Here is a 17,875-nt window from a genome sequence, read left to right on the forward strand (position 1 = left end):
CGAGCCGGTCGCGTCCCTCCGAGGTTTTCACGATGCGCGTCTTTAATTTCTCCGCCGGCCCTGCGGCGATGCCCGAGGAAGTGCTGCGGCAAGCGGCCGAGGAAATGCTCGACTGGCATGGCAGCGGCATGAGCGTGATGGAAATGAGCCATCGCGGCAAGGAATTCATGTCGATCCACGAGGCCGCGCTGACCGACCTGCGCGACCTGCTCGGCGTGCCGGCCAGCCACCGGATCCTGTTCCTGCAGGGCGGCGGTATCGCGGAAAACGCGATCGTGCCGATGAACCTGCTCGGGTCGCGCAAGACGGCCGACTTCGTCGTCACGGGCTCGTGGTCGCAGAAGTCGTTCAGCGAAGCGAAGAAATACGGCACGCCGCATCTCGCCGCCACCGGCAAGACGGAAGACGGCTTCACGCGTGCGCCCGCGCGCGCCGAATGGCAGCTGTCGGACGATCCGGCCTACGTGCATCTGTGTACCAACGAGACGATCGACGGCGTCGAGACGTTCGAGATTCCCGATCTCGGCGACGTGCCGCTGGTCGCGGATGTCTCGTCGCACATCCTGTCGCGTCCGATGGACGTCGCGAAGTACGGCGTGCTGTTCGGCGGCGCGCAGAAGAACATCGGGATGGCCGGCGTGACGCTCGTGATCGTACGCGAGGATCTGCTCGACCGCGCGCTGTCGATCTGCCCGTCCGCGTTCGAATGGAAGACCATCGCCGCGAACAACTCGCTGTACAACACGCCGCCCACCTACGCGATCTACATCGCGGGCCTGGTGTTCCAGTGGCTGAAGCGGCAGGGTGGCCTCGAAGCGATCGAGGCCCGCAATATCGAAAAGGCGAAGCTGCTCTACGACACGATCGACGCGAGCAGTTTCTATCTGAACAAGGTCGAGCCGGCAGCACGTTCGCGGATGAACGTGCCGTTTTTCCTGGCCGACGAAACGCGCAACGAAGACTTCCTTGCCGGCGCAAAGGCGCGCGGGCTGCTGCAGCTGAAGGGCCACAAGTCCGTCGGCGGCATGCGGGCGTCGATCTACAACGCGGTGCCGCTCGAGGGCGTGAAAGCGCTCGTCGAGTACATGAAGGATTTCGAGCAGCGCGGCGCCTGACGGCGGCGCTGTTCAAACAGCACGGCAAAACGCATGGACGACGAACTGAATTCCCGCCTGAAACCGCTGCGCGATCGCATCGATGCGATCGACGCGCAGCTGATCGCGCTCCTGAACCAGCGCGCCGCGGTGGCGCTGGAGGTGGGCGAGGTCAAGAAGCATTTCAACGCGCCGGTGTTCCGGCCGGAGCGCGAGCTGCAAGTGATCGCCCGGCTGCAGGACATGAGCGCGGGGCCGCTCGCGAGCGAGCACATCAGCGCCATCTGGCGCGAGATCATGGCCGCGAGCCGCGCGCTCGAGCAGACGATCCACGTCGCGTTCCTCGGGCCGGTCGGCACGTATAGCGAGCAGGCGATGCTCGAGTATTTCGGCCAGTCGATCGAAGGGCTGCCGTGCCCGTCGATCGACGAGGTGTTCCGCTCGGTCGAGGCCGGCGCGTCCGCGTTCGGTATCGCGCCGGTCGAGAATTCGACCGAAGGCGCCGTGTCGCGCACGCTCGACCTGTTGCTGCAGACGCAATTGCTGATCAGCGGCGAACTCGCGCTGCCGATCCATCACAACCTGCTGACGCAGAGCGGCACGCTCGACGGCGTGAAGCGCGTCTGCGCACACGCGCAGGCGCTTGCGCAATGCCAGCAGTGGCTCGCGGCGAATGCGCCGCAGCTCGAGCGGCAGGCGGTGGCGAGCAACGCGGAGGCTGCGCGTCTCGCGGCGGCCGATCCGACCGTCGCGGCGATCGCGGGCGACCGCGCGGCCGCACATTACGGCTTGCAGATCGCGTTCTCGCTGATCCAGGACGATCCGCACAACCGCACGCGCTTCGTGATCGTCGGCAAGCAGCCGGCCGGGCAGAGCGGTCACGACCAGACATCGCTGATCGTGTCGGTGAAGAACGAACCGGGCGCCGTGTTCAAGCTGCTCGAGCCGCTCGCGCGGCACGGCGTGTCGATGACGCGCTTCGAGTCGCGTCCGGCGCGCGTCGGCACGTGGGAGTACTACTTCTACATCGACATCGAAGGGCACCGGGACGATGCGTCGGTTGCGGCCGCGCTCGCGGAACTCGGCCAGAAGGCCGCGTTCCTGAAGATACTCGGTTCGTATCCGCGCGCACGCTGATGCGTGGCGGCCCGTCGCCTGTTCGCGCAGGCGTTGGGCCCGGGCGGGCAGGGCAGGCCGATCGGCGCTGCCGAAGGCGGGTTCGGGCGGCATCCGGCGCAGGTTGCGCCGGATGCGGTCCCGTGGCCCGGAATCTGGAATTCCGTGTGCGGGGCGTCGTCCTGTGCGCGTAACTTGGCTCTTGTCGTGTCAGGCTTTGCATTCAACAAACTGGTCATCTTCGGCGTCGGCCTGATCGGCGGATCGCTGGCCCGCGCGCTGCGCGAGCGCGCGCCGGGCGGCGCGGGCGAGGTTGTCGGCGTGGGCCGTTCGCGTGCTTCGGTCGAGCGTGCGCTCGCACTCGGCGTGATCGACCGCGCGGCGGCGCTCGACGACGACGCGCAATTGCGCGATGCGCTGACTGGCGCCGATCTGGTGCTGCTGGCGGCACCTGTCGCGCAGACGGGCCCGTTGCTCGCGCGCATCGCGCCGTGGCTTGAAGCGGCGACGATCGTCACCGATGCGGGCAGCACCAAGTCCGATGTCGTCGCGGCCGCGCGCGAAGCGCTCGGCGCGCGGATCGCGCAGTTCGTGCCGGGTCACCCGATCGCCGGCCGCGAGTCGAGCGGCGTCGAGGCCGCATTGCCGGATCTGTACGTCGGCCGCAACGTCGTGCTGTGCCCGCTGCCGGAGAACGCCCCCGAATCGGTCGCGCGAATCGACGCGATGTGGCGTGCGACCGGCGCCGACGTGCGCACGATGAGCACGGAGCAGCACGATCGCGTATTTGCGTCGATCAGCCATCTGCCGCACGTGCTGTCGTTCGCGCTCGTCGAGCAGATCCTCGGCGAGGCCGACGCGGAACTGAAATTTTCGTACGCGGCAGGCGGCTTCCGCGATTTCACGCGCATCGCGGCGTCGAGCCCGGAGATGTGGCGCGACGTGTGCGTCGCGAACCGCGCGGCGCTGCTCGATGAGCTCGATGGCTACACGCGTGTGCTCACGCGGCTGCGCGCGGCGATCGACGCCGGCGACGGCGCGGCGCTCGAAGCGGTGTTCACGCGCTCGCGCGCTGCGCGCAAGGTATGGCAGGAGCGCGGCGGTGCGCCCGCTGCCGAACCGGTCAAGAAATAACAGGACGATTCCCATGGACTATCTCGATCTCGGCCCGTACTCCAGTGCATCGGGCACCGTGCGCCTGCCCGGCTCGAAAAGCATTTCGAACCGCGTGCTGCTGCTCGCGGCGCTTGCCGAAGGCGAAACCACGATCACCAACCTGCTCGACTCCGACGATACGCGCGTGATGCTCGACGCGCTCGGCAAGCTCGGCGTGAAGCTCGCGCGCGATGGCGACACCTGCGTCGTGATGGGCACGCGCGGCGCATTCACCGCGAAGACGGCCGACCTGTTCCTCGGCAACGCGGGCACGGCCGTGCGGCCGCTGACCGCCGCGCTCGCGGTGAACGGCGGCGACTATCGCGTGCACGGCGTGCCGCGCATGCACGAGCGGCCGATCGGCGATCTCGTCGACGGTCTGAGGCAAATCGGCGCGCAGATCGACTACGAGCTGAACGAAGGCTACCCGCCGCTGCGGATCAAGCCGGCGAGCATTTCCGTCGACGCGCCGATCCGCGTGCGCGGCGACGTGTCGAGCCAGTTCCTCACGGCGCTGCTGATGACGCTGCCGCTCGTGAAGGCGAAGGACGGCAAGATCGTCGTCGAGGTCGATGGCGAGCTGATCTCGAAGCCGTACATCGACATCACGATCCGGCTGATGGAGCGCTTCGGCGTGACCGTCGAGCGCGACGGCTGGCAGCGCTTCGTCGTGCCGGCCGGCGTCCGCTACCGCTCGCCGGGGCGGATCATGGTCGAGGGCGATGCGTCGTCCGCGTCGTACTTCCTCGCGGCCGGCGCGCTCGGCGGCGGCCCGCTGCGCGTCGAGGGCGTGGGGCGGGCGAGCATCCAGGGCGATGTCGGCTTCGCGAACGCGCTGATGCAGATGGGCGCGAACGTGACGATGGGCGACGACTGGATCGACGTGCGCGGCATCGGCCACGACCACGGCAAGCTCGAGCCGATCGACATGGACTTCAACCTGATCCCCGATGCGGCGATGACCATCGCGGTCGCGGCGCTGTTCGCGAACGGCACGAGCACGCTGCGCAACATCGCGAGCTGGCGCGTGAAGGAAACCGACCGCATCGCCGCGATGGCGACCGAGCTGCGCAAGGTCGGCGCGATCGTCGAGGAAGGCCCGGACTACCTCGTCGTCACGCCGCCGGAAAAGCTCACGCCGAACGCGGCGATCGATACGTACGACGATCACCGGATGGCGATGTGCTTCTCGCTCGTCAGCCTGGGCGGCGTGCCCGTGCGGATCAACGATCCGAAGTGCGTCGGCAAGACGTTCCCCGACTATTTCGACCGCTTCGCCGCGCTCGCCAAAGCCTGACCCCACTGTTCTGATGAAATCGACCCGACCCTTTCACCCGACTCCCGTCATCACGATCGACGGCCCGACTGCTTCCGGCAAGGGCACCGTCGCCGCGCTCGTCGCCGCGCATCTTGGCTTCCACCTGCTCGACAGCGGCGCGCTGTACCGGCTCGCCGCGCTCGCGAGCGTGCGCTACGGCATCGAGGCCGAGGACATCGACGCGCTGGTGAAGCTGATCGACGATCTCCACATCACGTTCCGCGAAGGCTGCGCGCAGCTCGACGGCGTCGATGTGTCGAACGACATCCGCGCCGAAGCGGTCGGCAACCGCGCGTCGGCGATCGCCGTGCACGGGCCGGTGCGCACCGCGCTCGTCGCGCGCCAGCGCGCGTTCCGCAAGACGCCGGGCCTCGTCGCGGACGGGCGCGACATGGGTACCGTGATCTTCCCGGACGCCGTGCTGAAGGTGTTCCTGACGGCCAGCGCCGAGGCGCGCGCGACCAGACGGCATAAGCAATTGATGCAAAAAGGTTTTTCTGCTAATATTGATGACTTGCTCCGGGATCTCCGTGAACGTGATGCGCGCGACAGCAATCGCGCGGCCGCGCCGCTCAAGCCCGCAGCAGATGCCAAGCTGCTCGATACGTCGGCGCTGTCGGTCGACGAAGCGGTCGACCAGGTGCTGCAGTGGTACCGGGCGCTCGGCCAGCCGGCCTGAGAAGGCGGGCAGCGGTAGGTGCTCCACGCGTAAGTGCGGAGCGTGTTTCGAACCCTTAACCCCGTGTGGACCTCGATCTGGCCCTTTCAGCCTGCCATTCCGGCCGGCGTGGCACAGCGATCCATGCACAATCAGATTTTTATGTCCGACCTGCAAACCTCTACCCCGAATACTGAATCTTTCGCGGCTCTGTTCGAAGAGTCGCTGACCCGCCAAGACATGCGCGCCGGCGAAGTGATTTCCGCCGAAGTCGTGCGCGTCGACCACAACTTCGTGGTCGTCAATGCAGGCCTGAAGTCCGAGGCTTACATTCCGATCGAGGAATTCCTGAACGATCAGGGCGAGGTTGAGGTGCAGTCGGGCGATTTCGTGTCCGTCGCGATCGACGCACTCGAAAACGGCTACGGCGACACGATCCTGTCGCGCGACAAGGCGAAGCGCCTTGCATCGTGGCTGTCGCTGGAAAAGGCGCTCGACAACAACGAACTCGTCACCGGCACGATCACCGGCAAGGTGAAGGGCGGCATGACCGTGATGGTCAACGGCATCCGCGCGTTCCTGCCGGGTTCGCTGGTCGACACGCGTCCGGTCAAGGACACGACCCCGTACGAAGGCAAGACGCTCGAGTTCCGCGTGATCAAGCTCGATCGCAAGCGTAACAACGTCGTGCTGTCGCGTCGTGCAGTGATCGAAGCAACCCAGGGCGAAGAGCGCGCGAAGCTGCTCGAGACGCTGAAGGAAGGCGCGATCGTCAACGGCGTGGTCAAGAACATCACCGACTACGGCGCGTTCGTCGACCTCGGCGGCATCGACGGCCTGCTGCACATCACCGACATCGCATGGCGTCGTGTGCGTCACCCGAGCGAAGTCCTGTCGGTTGGCCAGGAAGTCACCGCGAAGATCCTCAAGTTCGACCAAGAGAAGAACCGCGTCTCGCTGGGCATCAAGCAACTGGGCGACGATCCGTGGGAAGGCATCTCGCGCCGTTACCCGTCGGGCACGCGCCTGTTCGGCAAGGTCACGAACATCACCGACTACGGCGCATTCGTCGAAGTGGAATCGGGCATCGAAGGCCTCGTCCACGTGTCGGAAATGGACTGGACCAACAAGAACGTTGCTCCGTCGAAGGTTGTCCAGCTGGGCGACGAAGTCGAAGTCATGGTCCTCGAGATCGACGAAGACCGTCGTCGTATCAGCCTCGGCATGAAGCAGTGCAAGCCGAATCCGTGGGATGACTTCAGCCGCAACTTCAAGAAGGGCGACAAGATCACGGGCGCAATCAAGTCGATCACCGACTTCGGCGTGTTCATCGGTCTGCCGGGCGGCATCGACGGCCTGGTTCACCTGTCGGACCTGTCGTGGAGCGAAGCTGGCGAAGAAGCTGTTCGCAAGTACAAGAAGGGCGACGAAGTCGAAGCAATCGTGCTCGGTATCGACGTCGAGAAGGAACGTATTTCGCTGGGCATCAAGCAGCTCGAAGGCGACCCGTTCAGCAACTACGTTGCAATGAACGACAAGGGCTCGATCGTCGACGGCGTCGTGAAGACGGTCGATGCGAAGGGTGCGGTCGTTACGCTGACGGGTGACATCGAAGGCTACCTGCGCGCGTCGGAAATCTCGCAGGATCGCGTCGAAGACGCACGCAACGTGCTGAAGGAAGGCGACAAGGTCAACGCGATGGTGATCAACATCGATCGCAAGTCGCGCGGCATCAACCTGTCGATCAAGGCGAAGGATTCGGCTGAACAACAGGAAGCGATCCGCGGCCTGCAGTCGGACTCCAGCGCTGCTGCGACCGGTACGACCAACCTCGGCGCGCTGCTGAAGGCGAAGCTCGACGGCCAGAACCAGTAAGCCTCACGAGGTCTGCTGAAGTATGACCAAATCCGAGTTGGTCGCGCAGCTGGCATCGCGATTTCCGCAACTTGTCCTCAAGGATGCGGATTTCGCGGTGAAAACGATGCTCGATGCGATGTCTGACGCCCTGGCGAAAGGGCATCGCATTGAAATTCGGGGTTTCGGCAGCTTTGGCCTCAACCGTCGCCCGGCGCGCGTCGGACGCAACCCGAAGTCAGGGGAGAAAGTGCAGGTGCCCGAGAAGTTCGTGCCGCACTTCAAGCCTGGCAAGGAATTGCGCGAACGCGTCGACGGCCGCGCCGGTGAGCCGCTGAAGGCTGATGATCCGGACGACGAGCGTTGAGCGTCATCCGGTTTGCCCGGAACCCATCCGGCGAAGGCTGAAAAGAAAAGCGCCCCTTGCGGGCGCTTTTTTCATTTCCGGCGATCGCCGCGCAACGGCGGCGCGCAGGATCTGCGCAGCCGCGGAAACGCATCCTTTACAATACGGGTCGATTCGGCGCGACGAAGGGGAGTCGCGCGCCGCGGCATACCTCAACAAAGAGAGGGCTTCATGAAGTTTATCGTCTGGCTGATCCGGGTATTGGTGTTCGTACTGCTGCTGGTGCTTGCGCTGGCCAATACGCAAACCGCGACGCTGAATTTCGTTGCCGGCTATTCATGGCAAGCGCCGCTGATCCTGATCGGCCTGGCGTTCTTCGCCGTTGGGCTGCTGGCCGGCTTGCTGTCCGCGCTGCCTTCGATCTTCCGCCTGCGTCTCGAGAACGGGCGCCTGAAGCGCGATCTGCGTGCGGCGCGCGAAACGCCGGCCGTCATCGACCAGCCGCCGATGCCGCCCGTCATTTAACACGGACGCCGCGCGATCATCGCGCGGTTTTCGTCTCTGCTTCGATATTTCGCATGGATCTGGATTTTTGGTGGTTGCTCGCGATTCCGGTCGCGTTCGCGCTGGGTTGGGCGGCGTCACGCTATGACCTGAAGAATCTCCTGTCGGAGAGTGCCAACCTGCCGCGATCGTATTTTCGCGGCCTGAATTTTCTGTTGAACGAACAACCCGACAAGGCGATCGATGCGTTCATCGAGGTCGCCAAGCTCGATCCCGAGACGGTCGAGCTGCACTTCGCGCTCGGCAATCTGTTTCGCCGCCGCGGCGAGACCGATCGTGCGATCCGCGTGCACCAGAACCTGCTGAGCCGCACGGACCTGCCGGTCAACGAGCGCGACCACGCGCTTTACGAGCTCGGCCAGGATTTCCTGAAGGCCGGGCTGCTCGATCGTGCCGAAGAGGCGTTTCACAAGCTCGCCGACGGCGATTACGCGCTCGGCGCGCAGCGGGCGCTGCTGACGATCTACGAGATCGAGAAGGACTGGAACAAGTCGATCGATACGGCAAAGCGCATCGAGTCGATGAGCGACAAGCCGCTTGGCGTCGAAATCGCCCAGTTCCACTGCGAACTCGCGCAGGACGCGCTGCAGCGCAAGAACGCGGCAGCGGCCGCTGAGCAGCTGCGCCTGGCGCTGGCCGTGAACCCGCAGAACGTGCGCGCGACGGTGCTGTCCGGCGACGCGGCGGAAGCCGAGGGCAACCACGCGGCCGCGATCGAGCACTGGAAGCGCGTCGAGGCGCAGAATCCCGCGTATCTGCCGCTCGTCGCCGACAAGCTGATGAAGGCGTATGTCGCGCTCGGCAAGCATGCCGAAGGCGCCGAGCTGCTGATGGGGTATATCGACCGCTATCCGTCGAACGACCTGCTCGACATCGCGTACCAGCACATCGCGGGGTTGCGCGGCCAGGAGGCGGCGCACACGCTCGCGCGCACGCAGATGGAGAAGTCACCGAACCTGTCGGGGATGCTGCATCTGCTCGACGCGCAAATCGCCGCGGCCGACGAACCGCGCCGTAAGGAACTTGAAATGATGCGTGCGCTGATCAAGCAGCGCACGAAGAATCTGCCACGGTATACGTGCCAGAATTGCGGTTTCCGGGCACGGCTCTTCTATTGGCAGTGCCCCGGATGCAGCGGCTGGGAAACCTATGCGCCGCGCCGCGTCGAACCTGCGATGCCGGGCTGATCCCGGCACGCGGAGCCAACGCGCTGCGGTTGTCGCCGGGTTCGTCCCGGCGGCCAAGTTAGTCAATTACCGGGAAGTACCGGAACATCTATGAAAATCACCATCATCGGCACCGGCTATGTCGGTCTCGTCACGGGCGCGTGCCTCGCGGAGATCGGTCACGACGTCTTCTGTCTCGACGTCGATCAGCGCAAGATCGACATCCTGAACAACGGCGGGATGCCGATTCACGAACCGGGGCTGCTGGACATCATCGCGCGCAACCGCGCGGCGGGGCGCCTGCGCTTCTCGATCGATATCGAGGCGAGCGTCGCGCACGGCGAGATCCAGTTCATCGCCGTCGGCACGCCGCCCGACGAGGACGGCTCGGCCGACCTGCAGTACGTGCTCGAAGCCGCACGCAACATCGGCCGCCACATGACGGGCTTCAAGGTGATCGTCGACAAGTCGACGGTGCCGGTCGGCACCGCGCAGCGCGTGCGCGGCGTGGTCGACGAGGCGCTTGCCGCCCGCGGTCTGGCAGGCAGCGTCGCGCATCGCTTCTCGGTCGTGTCGAACCCGGAGTTCCTGAAGGAAGGCGCCGCGGTCGAAGACTTCATGCGTCCGGACCGGATCATCATCGGCGTCGACGACGACGAGACGGGCACGATCGCGCGCGAGAAGATGAAGAAGCTTTACGCGCCGTTCAATCGCAACCACGAGCGCACGATCTACATGGACGTGCGTTCGGCCGAATTCGCGAAATATGCGGCGAACGCGATGCTCGCCACGCGCATCTCGTTCATGAACGAGATGTCGAATCTGGCCGACAAGGTCGGCGCCGACATCGAGGCCGTGCGCCGCGGGATCGGCTCCGATCCGCGCATCGGCTATCACTTCCTGTACGCCGGCGTCGGCTACGGCGGCTCGTGCTTTCCGAAGGACGTCCAGGCGCTGATTCGCACGGCCGGTGAGAACGGCCAGCCGCTGCGTATCCTCGAGGCCGTCGAGGCGGCCAACTATGCGCAGAAGGACGTGCTGATCAGCAAGATCGAGCAGCGCTTCGGCGCCGACCTGAGCGGCCGCGAGTTCGCGGTCTGGGGCCTGGCGTTCAAGCCGAACACCGACGACATGCGCGAGGCGCCGAGCCGTCGCCTGATCGCCGCGCTGCTCGAACGCGGCGCGACCGTGCGTGCGTACGATCCGGTCGCGGTCGACGAGGCGCGGCGCGTGTTTGCGCTCGATTTCGGCACCGATCCGGACGCGCTGGCGCGGCTGCATCTCGTCGAGACGCAGGACATCGCCGTGACGGGGGCGGACGCGCTCGTGATCGTGACCGAATGGAAGGAATTCCGGAGCCCCGACTTCACGCGCCTGAAGGCCGAACTGAAGGCGCCGGTGATCTTCGACGGTCGCAATCTCTATGAGCCGGATGCGATGGCCGAACTGGGCATCGACTACTACGCGATCGGCCGGCCGTATGTCGATCCCCAGTCGTCCACCCGTGGCTGACCACACGATGAATACTCTTCGCGAAGTCGTTCCGGTGCCGCGCGAGCAGCTCGCGCGCTCGCGCGTGCTTGTCGTCGGCGACGTGATGCTCGACCGTTACTGGTTCGGCAACGTCGATCGCATTTCGCCTGAAGCGCCGGTGCCGGTCGTGCACGTGCAGCGTCAGGAAGAGCGCCTCGGCGGTGCGGCCAACGTCGCGCGCAACGCCGTGACGCTCGGCGGCCAGGCCGGGTTGCTGTGCGTCGTCGGGTGCGACGAACCCGGCGAGCGGATCGTCGAGCTGCTCGGCAGCAGCGGCGTGACGCCGCATCTCGAGCGCGACCCGGCGCTGCCGACCACGATCAAGTTGCGCGTGCTCGCGCGCCAGCAGCAACTGCTGCGCGTCGACTTCGAGGCCATGCCGACGCACGAGGTGCTGCTCGCGGGGCTCGCGCGCTTCGATGCGCTGCTGCCGCAGCACGACGTCGTGCTGATGTCGGATTACGCGAAAGGCGGCCTGACGCACGTCACGACGATGATCGAGAAGGCGCGGGCGGCCGGCAAGTCCGTCCTCGTCGACCCGAAGGGTGACGACTGGGCACGCTATCGCGGCGCGTCGCTGATCACGCCGAATCGCGCTGAACTGCGCGAAGTGGTCGGGCAGTGGAAGTCGGAAGACGATCTGCGCGCGCGCGTCGCGAAGCTGCGCGCGGAACTCGGCATCGACGCGCTGCTGCTCACGCGTTCGGAAGAAGGGATGACGCTGTTTTCCGCCAGCGGCGAACTGCACGCACCGGCGCTCGCGCGCGAGGTGTTCGACGTGTCGGGCGCGGGCGATACCGTGATTGCAACGGTCGCGACGATGCTCGGCGCGGGCGTGCCGCTCGTCGACGCCGTCGTGCTCGCGAATCGCGCGGCAGGCATCGTGGTCGGCAAGCTCGGCACGGCCACGGTGGACTACGACGAACTGTTTCACTGAGCGCATGCGGTGGCGCGACGAGCGCGCCGCACGCATGGCTCGCACTTTTCAGGCAGGACGATCATGACCCTCATCGTCACCGGCGCAGCCGGTTTTATCGGCGCGAACATCGTCAAGGCGCTCAACGAGCGCGGCGAGACGCGCATCATCGCAGTCGACAACCTGACGCGTGCGGACAAGTTCCGGAATCTCGTCGATTGCGAGATCGACGACTATCTGGACAAGACGGAATTCGTCGAACGTTTCGCACGTGGTGATTTCGGCAAGGTACGCGCGATTTTCCACGAAGGCGCCTGTTCGGACACGATGGAAACCGACGGCCGCTACATGATGGACAACAACTTCCGCTACAGCCGCGCGGTGCTCGACGCCTGCCTCGCGCAGGGCACGCAGTTCCTGTACGCATCGTCGGCCGCGACCTACGGCGGATCGACGCGCTTCGTCGAGGAGCGCGAGGTCGAGGCGCCGCTGAACATCTACGGCTATTCGAAGTTCCTGTTCGACCAGGTGATCCGTCGCGTGTTGCCGACCGCGAAGAGCCAGATCGCCGGCTTCCGCTATTTCAACGTGTACGGCCCGCGCGAGACGCACAAGGGGCGCATGGCGTCGGTCGCGTTCCACAACTTCAACCAGTTCCGTGCGGAAGGCAAGGTGAAGCTGTTCGGCGAGTACAACGGCTATGCACCGGGCGAGCAGACGCGCGACTTCGTGTCGGTCGAGGACGTGACGAAGGTGAACCTGTTCTTCTTCGATCATCCTGAGAAGTCGGGCATCTTCAACCTCGGCACGGGCCGTGCGCAGCCGTTCAACGATATCGCGTCGACGGTCGTGAACACGCTGCGTGCGCTCGACAACCAGCCGCCGCTGACGCTCGCGCAGCAGGTCGAGCAAGGGCTGATCGAATACGTGCCGTTCCCCGATGCACTGCGCGGCAAGTACCAGTGCTTCACGCAGGCCGATCAGACGAAGCTTCGCGCGGCCGGCTACGACGCACCGTTCCTGACCGTGCAGGAAGGCGTCGACCGCTATGTGCGTTGGCTATCTGGCCAGGTTTAAGCGGAAGCGTTGCATCGATAGACTGGGTCTCACGGTCGGCAGCCGCCGGCCGTTTTTCATCGGAGATCCAGCACATGATCAGGAAATGGTTGGCCGCAGCGGCAATGCTCGGCACGATCGCGTCGGCCTGGGCGGCCGTTGACGTCAACACCGCGAACGAGGATGCGCTCGTCGGCATCAAGGGCATCGGCCCGGCTCGGGCGAAGGCGATTCTCGACGAACGCGGCGCACGCGGTCCGTTCAAGAATGCGGAAGATCTCGCGTCGCGCGTGAAAGGCATGGGCGGCCATACCGTCGAGCGGCTTCAGCAGGAAGGCCTGACGATCGGCGCGGCCGGCACGGGTGCCACGCCGCCGGCACCGGGCAAGCCGCTCGGCAAGCCCGCGGCACCGCCTGCCCGCACGGCACAGAAGTAACGCGACGCGCGCGACCGACAACGAGCTCCTTCAGTCGCCGTCATTGCGACGGCTTCCCGCGGCATGCCGCGGGTTTTTTGCGTGGGCGCGGTGTCTGCGGTGGCGGGTTGCACGGCACGCGTATTCCATCGTCGCAATGGGGTTGCCGGCGTGAGCAGCGGTGCTGGTTTACAATCGATCGATTGATCGGCCTCGTACTCACGGTATATCCATGGCTTACAAAACTATCGAAGACACGATCGGCAATACGCCGCTCGTCCAACTGGTCCGCTTGCCGGACGATGAAATTCGCGTGCGCAACAACGTGCTGCTCGCGAAGCTCGAAGGCAACAATCCGGCTGGTTCCGTGAAGGATCGTCCGGCACTGTCGATGATCAGCAAGGCCGAGGCGCGCGGGCGCATCAAGCCGGGCGATACGCTGATCGAGGCGACGAGCGGCAATACGGGTATCGCACTGGCGATGGCGGCGGCGATCCGCGGCTACAAGATGGTGCTGATCATGCCGGAGGACCTGTCGGTCGAGCGCCGCCAGAGCATGGCTGCCTACGGCGCCGAAATCATCCTGACGCCGGTGAAGGGCGGGATGGAGCTGGCGCGCGATCTCGCGGACCAGATGCAGCGCGAAGGCAAGGGCGTGATCCTCGACCAGTTCGCGAACCCCGACAATCCGATTGCGCACTACGAAGCGACCGGCCCGGAAATCTGGCGCGATACCGAAGGGCGCATCACGCACTTCGTGTCGGCCATGGGCACGACGGGCACGATCATGGGCACGTCGCACTATTTGAAGGAACAGAATCCGGCGATCGAGATCGTCGGTGCGCAGCCGGAAGACGGTTCGCGCATTCCCGGCATCCGCAAGTGGCCGGAAGCGTACATGCCGACCATCTTCGATCGCAGCCGGGTCGACCGCGTCGAGAACGTGAGCCAGGCCGCGGCGGAAACGATGGCGCGCCGGCTCGCGTCGGTCGAAGGCATCTTCGCGGGCATTTCGTCGGGCGGCGCATGTGAAGTCGCGATGCGCATCGCGCGTCAGGTCGAGAATGCGACGATCGTGTTCATCATCTGCGATCGCGGCGACCGCTACCTGTCCACGGGCGTGTTCCCTGCCTGAACGCGGGCAGGTGCGCGCAACCCGCGTGCGATAAAAAAAGCGCCGCTTGTGCGGCGCTTTTTCTTTGAGCGGCTGGTACTTATTGCGACTCGGTGTCGACGGTGGCCGGCTGAAGTGCGCCGCTCGCTTCCATCTGCGCCTTCACCGCCTCGCCAAGCTGGTACACGGTGAGCGCATAGAAGAAGCTGCGGTTGTAGCGCGTCAGCACATAGAAATTCTTGAGGCCGAGCATGTACTCGGTCGCACGCCCCGGCGACGGCAGGTCGACCACCGTCACCGGGGTACCGCCTTCGGTCGTGATGTTGACCGTCGGCTCGTTCAGCGTCATGCCTGCGCGCAGCAGTTGCGACAGCGCCCAGTGCGGCTCGGGCTGGCCGTCGGCGGCAGCCTGGGCGATCCCCAGGCTGCCCGTGTCGGGCGTGATCTGCCAGACTACCGGGCGGTCGGTTTCCCAGCCGTGCTGCTTCAGGTAGTTCGCGACGCTGCCGATTGCATCGACAGGACTGCTGCGCAGGTCGACATGGCCCGTGCCGTCGAAGTCGACCGCATACTCGCGGATGCTGCTCGGCAGGAACTGCGGAATCCCGATCGCGCCCGTATACGAGCCGAGCACGGTGGTCGGGTCGAGCTGGTTGTCGCGCGTCCAGACCAGGAAGTCCTCGAGGTTCTTGCGGAACGTCGCCTGGCGGCTGTCGCGATTCGGCGTGTCGGGATAGTCGAACGTGAGCGTCGTCAGCGCGTCGAGCACGCGGAAATTGCCCATGTAGCGGCCGTAGATCGTCTCGACGCCGATGATGCCGACGATCACTTCGGGCGGCACGCCGAACTGCTCGGATGCGCGTTGCAGCGTTGCCTGGTTCGCCTTCCAGAATTTCACGCCCGCGTTGATGCGGATCGGCTCGATGAAGCGCGAGCGATAGACGCGCCAGTTCTTGACCGTCGGCGACGGCGCCGGCTTCACGAGCTTGACCGCTGTCGCCGAATAGCTGATGCGCGAGAACAGCGCATGCAGGCTCGCGGAGTCGAAGCCGTTGCGGCTGACCATCTCGTCGATGAACGCATCGACCTTCGCGTTGTTCGCGTAACGCTGCGGAACAATTTCCTCTTCGAAGGTCTGGCCTGGCGGCGTCGGCTGCTGCGGCTGGGCCTGTGCGACGAGCTTGTCCGTGGACTTCGCGGGTTGCGTCTGCGCGCCGGCAGGCGCGGTGCCGAGGGCGGCGACCACAGCGGCCGCGACGAGCGGCACGCGAGCACGGAACAGCGCGGAGAGAAGGGCGGCAGGCTTGCTGGAATTCATGTCGAAGCGGGCGGACAAGGCGATTGGGTTCGGCGCAGTATACCCGACGGATCCGGCGCGCCGGGGCGTGGCGGGCCCCCGTTGTGGTAAGTTAGCGGCGAATTCGCGGCAGACGATGGACATCATTGATGGAGACCTGCGGTGCACCGTGCGCCGCGGATGACAGCTTATGGCAACCGCTTTCTATACGCACCCCGACTGCATGCTGCACGAGATGGGGGAATGGCATCCGGAATGCCCGGCCCGCCTGTCGGCGATCCAAGATCAACTGATCGCGAGCCGCATCGACGACCTGATCGTGCACGAAACCGCGCCGTTCGCGAGCGAAGTCGCGCTGGGCCGGGTGCATACGCAGGCGCACATCGACTACATCCGGAGCATGACGCCGGTCGACGGCTACGTCGAGATCGATCCCGATACGCTGATGAACCGCGATACGTGGCGTGCGGCGCTGCGCGCGGCCGGTGCCGCGATCGCGGCGACCGACGCGGTGATCGAAGGCCGCTATGCGAATGCGTTCTGCGGCGTGCGCCCGCCCGGCCACCATGCGGAGCCCGCGCGCGCGATGGGCTTCTGCTTCTTCAACAACGTCGCAATCGCCGCGCGGCACGCGCTCGACGTACACGGTCTGGAGCGCGTGGCGATCATCGATTTCGACGTGCATCACGGCAACGGCACCGAGGCCGCATTCGCGAATGACGAGCGCGTGCTGATGTGCAGCTTCTTCCAGCATCCGCTGTACCCGTTCTCGGGCGTCGATCATCAGGCGCCGAATATGGTCAACCTGCCGATGCCGGCGCGTAGCAACGGGATGGCGATCCGCGAAGCCGTCGACATGTTCTGGCTGCCGCGCCTCGATGCGTTCAAGCCGCAGATGCTGTTCGTGTCGGCGGGTTTCGATGCGCATCGCGAGGACGATATCGGCAACCTCGGCCTCGTCGAAGCCGACTTCGAATGGCTGACCGCGCAGATCGTCGACGTGGCCCGCCGGCATGCGCAGGGCCGCATCGTGAGCTGCCTCGAAGGCGGCTACAACCTGTCCGCGCTCGGGCGCAGCGTCGTTGCGCACCTGCGCGTGCTGGCCGGTATCTGATTACCGATTAACCGGCCGGGCCGGGCGCGCTCAGCGCGCCGGCACGCGCGCGTGAATCCACGCGATCAGCGCGTCGATCACGCGATCGCGTTCGAGATCGTTCATCGTTTCGTGAAAGCCACCTTCGTAGAGCGTCAGCGTGCGATCGGGCGAGCCGACGCGCGCGCCGAACGCCCGGCTGCCGTCGGGCTCGGTCAGCTTGTCCTCGGTCCCGTGATAGACGAGCACCGGAACGCGTAGCCCACCGCGGCCGCTTTCGATGCGCGCCATCGCGTCGAGAATCTCCGCGCCGGTGCGCGCGGGCACCGCGCCGTGATGCACGAGCGGATCGGCACGATTGGCCGCGACGATGGCCGGATCGCGCGACAGCAGTGCCGCATCGATCCTGATGGCAGGGAAGGTCGGCCAGACGCGGCTGATGACGCGGCTCACCGCGAGCATCCAGCGCGGCACGTCGCGCCCCGGCGCGAGCGCCGGGCTCGACAGCACGAGGCCCGTCAGCAGGGGGCCGCGCGTCGGCGCGCGTTCGATCACGTACAGCGCCGCGACCGCGCCACCCATGCTGTGCCCCATCAGGAACAGCGGCGAATTGCCGCGCGCGGCTTCGGCGACAAGCGCATCCGCATCGTTCAGGTAGCCGTCGAAGCGCTCGACCCACGCGCGCTTGCCGGGAGACTGGCCGTGCCCGCGCAGGTCGATCGCGAGCACGTCTATGCCGGCCGCATTCAGCCGGCCGGCGAGCGCAGCATAGCGGCCCGCATGTTCGGCAAGACCGTGAACGAGCGCGATCGTCGCGCGCGGCGGCGTGGAGCCGTCGCTCGCGGACCACCGGTACGACGCCAGTTCGAGTCCGTCCGCGGTACGCAGCCGGCCCATGGTGGGCGCGGGCGGCGACGAAGGCGCCGGTCCGGCGGTGGCGGGCGTGGCGGCCGGCGTCGTGGTGGCGGTCATCTGGCATGTCCCCTGTCGGTTGGCATATGTGTTCCGGATCATAGTCGCGGCACCGTCGCGGCGCGCCAGCGGGGCTCCTCTAATTCCGTGTGGTTATGAAAAGATCGAAATCGATTATTAAGGGGAATGAGGGGTTTGCGGTAAAATCGGCGGCTATTCCAGATGCATCGGCGGCCGACTGGCGGGCCAACTCGCCAGCCGGGCCGC

The 17,875-nt window shown here is 65.8% G+C and carries 17 protein-coding genes; 15 read left to right on the forward strand and 2 right to left on the reverse strand.

Going from position 1 to position 17,875, the window contains the following annotated elements; translation table 11 throughout:
• The first annotated feature begins 32 nt into the window (after positions 1-32).
• The 14 genes from serC to cysM all read left to right on the forward strand — a co-directional run bounded on the left by serC (position 33) and on the right by cysM (position 14,327).
• Positions 33-1,115: a 3-phosphoserine/phosphohydroxythreonine transaminase gene (serC, locus tag CFB41_RS05065; protein WP_089455807.1), complete on the forward strand. Its 1,083-nt coding sequence runs from the start codon at positions 33-35 to the stop codon at positions 1,113-1,115.
• A 33-nt stretch (positions 1,116-1,148) separates the two neighbouring features.
• On the forward strand, positions 1,149-2,231 hold the full coding sequence (gene pheA, locus CFB41_RS05070) for a prephenate dehydratase (protein ID WP_011351331.1): 1,083 nt from the start codon (positions 1,149-1,151) through the stop codon (positions 2,229-2,231).
• 186 nt (positions 2,232-2,417) lie between these two features.
• Positions 2,418-3,344 carry a prephenate dehydrogenase/arogenate dehydrogenase family protein gene (locus tag CFB41_RS05075; RefSeq protein WP_089456561.1) on the forward strand — a complete coding sequence of 309 codons (927 nt, stop codon included), beginning with the start codon at positions 2,418-2,420 and terminating at the stop codon, positions 3,342-3,344.
• A gap of 13 nt (positions 3,345-3,357) precedes the next feature.
• Positions 3,358-4,662, forward strand: a complete 1,305-nt coding sequence (aroA, locus tag CFB41_RS05080; RefSeq protein WP_089455808.1) for a 3-phosphoshikimate 1-carboxyvinyltransferase — start codon at positions 3,358-3,360, stop codon at positions 4,660-4,662.
• Between the two features lie 13 nt (positions 4,663-4,675).
• Complete coding sequence (gene cmk / locus CFB41_RS05085) at positions 4,676-5,362, forward strand: (d)CMP kinase (protein ID WP_039343267.1); 687 nt, start codon at positions 4,676-4,678, stop codon at positions 5,360-5,362.
• Between the two features lie 141 nt (positions 5,363-5,503).
• A complete protein-coding gene (gene rpsA / locus CFB41_RS05090; protein WP_011544885.1) occupies positions 5,504-7,216 on the forward strand; it encodes a 30S ribosomal protein S1 in 1,713 nt (570 codons plus the stop codon).
• A gap of 22 nt (positions 7,217-7,238) precedes the next feature.
• A complete protein-coding gene (locus CFB41_RS05095) occupies positions 7,239-7,562 on the forward strand; it encodes an integration host factor subunit beta (RefSeq protein ID WP_006486894.1) in 324 nt (107 codons plus the stop codon).
• Between the two features lie 210 nt (positions 7,563-7,772).
• The gene (locus CFB41_RS05100; protein ID WP_021157458.1) at positions 7,773-8,066 is read left to right on the forward strand and encodes a lipopolysaccharide assembly protein LapA domain-containing protein; all 294 of its coding nucleotides are present in this window, start codon (positions 7,773-7,775) and stop codon (positions 8,064-8,066) included.
• A gap of 53 nt (positions 8,067-8,119) precedes the next feature.
• The gene (lapB, locus tag CFB41_RS05105) at positions 8,120-9,292 is read left to right on the forward strand and encodes a lipopolysaccharide assembly protein LapB (RefSeq protein WP_089439497.1); all 1,173 of its coding nucleotides are present in this window, start codon (positions 8,120-8,122) and stop codon (positions 9,290-9,292) included.
• Between the two features lie 90 nt (positions 9,293-9,382).
• Positions 9,383-10,783, forward strand: coding sequence for a UDP-glucose/GDP-mannose dehydrogenase family protein (locus CFB41_RS05110; RefSeq protein WP_089455809.1), 1,401 nt, complete (start codon positions 9,383-9,385; stop codon positions 10,781-10,783).
• Positions 10,784-10,790: 7 nt separating this feature from the next.
• Positions 10,791-11,741 (forward strand): D-glycero-beta-D-manno-heptose-7-phosphate kinase, encoded by a 951-nt coding sequence (gene rfaE1 / locus CFB41_RS05115; RefSeq protein WP_069247435.1) that lies wholly within the window; start codon positions 10,791-10,793, stop codon positions 11,739-11,741.
• A gap of 63 nt (positions 11,742-11,804) precedes the next feature.
• Positions 11,805-12,797, forward strand: coding sequence for an ADP-glyceromanno-heptose 6-epimerase (rfaD, locus tag CFB41_RS05120; RefSeq protein WP_039343257.1), 993 nt, complete (start codon positions 11,805-11,807; stop codon positions 12,795-12,797).
• A gap of 74 nt (positions 12,798-12,871) precedes the next feature.
• The gene (locus CFB41_RS05125) at positions 12,872-13,213 is read left to right on the forward strand and encodes a helix-hairpin-helix domain-containing protein (RefSeq protein ID WP_089439500.1); all 342 of its coding nucleotides are present in this window, start codon (positions 12,872-12,874) and stop codon (positions 13,211-13,213) included.
• Between the two features lie 211 nt (positions 13,214-13,424).
• Positions 13,425-14,327: a cysteine synthase CysM gene (cysM, locus tag CFB41_RS05130; protein ID WP_089455810.1), complete on the forward strand. Its 903-nt coding sequence runs from the start codon at positions 13,425-13,427 to the stop codon at positions 14,325-14,327.
• A 79-nt stretch (positions 14,328-14,406) separates the two neighbouring features.
• On the opposite strand, the gene mltB is transcribed toward cysM, so the two are convergent.
• Positions 14,407-15,750, reverse strand: coding sequence for a lytic murein transglycosylase B (gene mltB / locus CFB41_RS05135; RefSeq protein ID WP_089455811.1), 1,344 nt, complete (start codon positions 15,748-15,750; stop codon positions 14,407-14,409).
• A gap of 43 nt (positions 15,751-15,793) precedes the next feature.
• Here mltB and CFB41_RS05140 point away from each other — a divergent pair, with 43 nt between their 5' ends.
• Positions 15,794-16,717, forward strand: coding sequence for a histone deacetylase family protein (locus CFB41_RS05140; protein WP_011351344.1), 924 nt, complete (start codon positions 15,794-15,796; stop codon positions 16,715-16,717).
• A 30-nt stretch (positions 16,718-16,747) separates the two neighbouring features.
• On the opposite strand, the gene CFB41_RS05145 is transcribed toward CFB41_RS05140, so the two are convergent.
• Positions 16,748-17,668 carry an alpha/beta hydrolase gene (locus CFB41_RS05145; RefSeq protein WP_089455812.1) on the reverse strand — a complete coding sequence of 307 codons (921 nt, stop codon included), beginning with the start codon at positions 17,666-17,668 and terminating at the stop codon, positions 16,748-16,750.
• Between the last annotated feature and the right edge of the window lie 207 nt (positions 17,669-17,875).

This window comes from Burkholderia sp. AU33803 (assembly GCF_002223095.1).
GTDB lineage: Bacteria > Pseudomonadota > Gammaproteobacteria > Burkholderiales > Burkholderiaceae > Burkholderia.

Bases quoted from the DNA above. Each gene is read 5' to 3' on its own strand.
- serC (WP_089455807.1), top strand. From the start codon at position 33: ATGCGCGTCTTTAATTTCTCCGCCGGCCCTGCGGCGATGCCCGAGGAA.
- pheA (WP_011351331.1), top strand. From the start codon at position 1,149: ATGGACGACGAACTGAATTCCCGCCTGAAACCGCTGCGCGATCGCATC.
- aroA (WP_089455808.1), top strand. From the start codon at position 3,358: ATGGACTATCTCGATCTCGGCCCGTACTCCAGTGCATCGGGCACCGTG.
- cmk (WP_039343267.1), top strand. From the start codon at position 4,676: ATGAAATCGACCCGACCCTTTCACCCGACTCCCGTCATCACGATCGAC.
- rpsA (WP_011544885.1), top strand. From the start codon at position 5,504: ATGTCCGACCTGCAAACCTCTACCCCGAATACTGAATCTTTCGCGGCT.
- CFB41_RS05095 (WP_006486894.1), top strand. From the start codon at position 7,239: ATGACCAAATCCGAGTTGGTCGCGCAGCTGGCATCGCGATTTCCGCAA.
- CFB41_RS05100 (WP_021157458.1), top strand. From the start codon at position 7,773: ATGAAGTTTATCGTCTGGCTGATCCGGGTATTGGTGTTCGTACTGCTG.
- lapB (WP_089439497.1), top strand. From the start codon at position 8,120: ATGGATCTGGATTTTTGGTGGTTGCTCGCGATTCCGGTCGCGTTCGCG.
- CFB41_RS05110 (WP_089455809.1), top strand. From the start codon at position 9,383: ATGAAAATCACCATCATCGGCACCGGCTATGTCGGTCTCGTCACGGGC.
- rfaE1 (WP_069247435.1), top strand. From the start codon at position 10,791: ATGAATACTCTTCGCGAAGTCGTTCCGGTGCCGCGCGAGCAGCTCGCG.
- rfaD (WP_039343257.1), top strand. From the start codon at position 11,805: ATGACCCTCATCGTCACCGGCGCAGCCGGTTTTATCGGCGCGAACATC.
- CFB41_RS05125 (WP_089439500.1), top strand. From the start codon at position 12,872: ATGATCAGGAAATGGTTGGCCGCAGCGGCAATGCTCGGCACGATCGCG.
- cysM (WP_089455810.1), top strand. From the start codon at position 13,425: ATGGCTTACAAAACTATCGAAGACACGATCGGCAATACGCCGCTCGTC.
- mltB (WP_089455811.1), bottom strand. From the start codon at position 15,750: ATGATGTCCATCGTCTGCCGCGAATTCGCCGCTAACTTACCACAACGG.
- CFB41_RS05140 (WP_011351344.1), top strand. From the start codon at position 15,794: ATGGCAACCGCTTTCTATACGCACCCCGACTGCATGCTGCACGAGATG.
- CFB41_RS05145 (WP_089455812.1), bottom strand. From the start codon at position 17,668: ATGACCGCCACCACGACGCCGGCCGCCACGCCCGCCACCGCCGGACCG.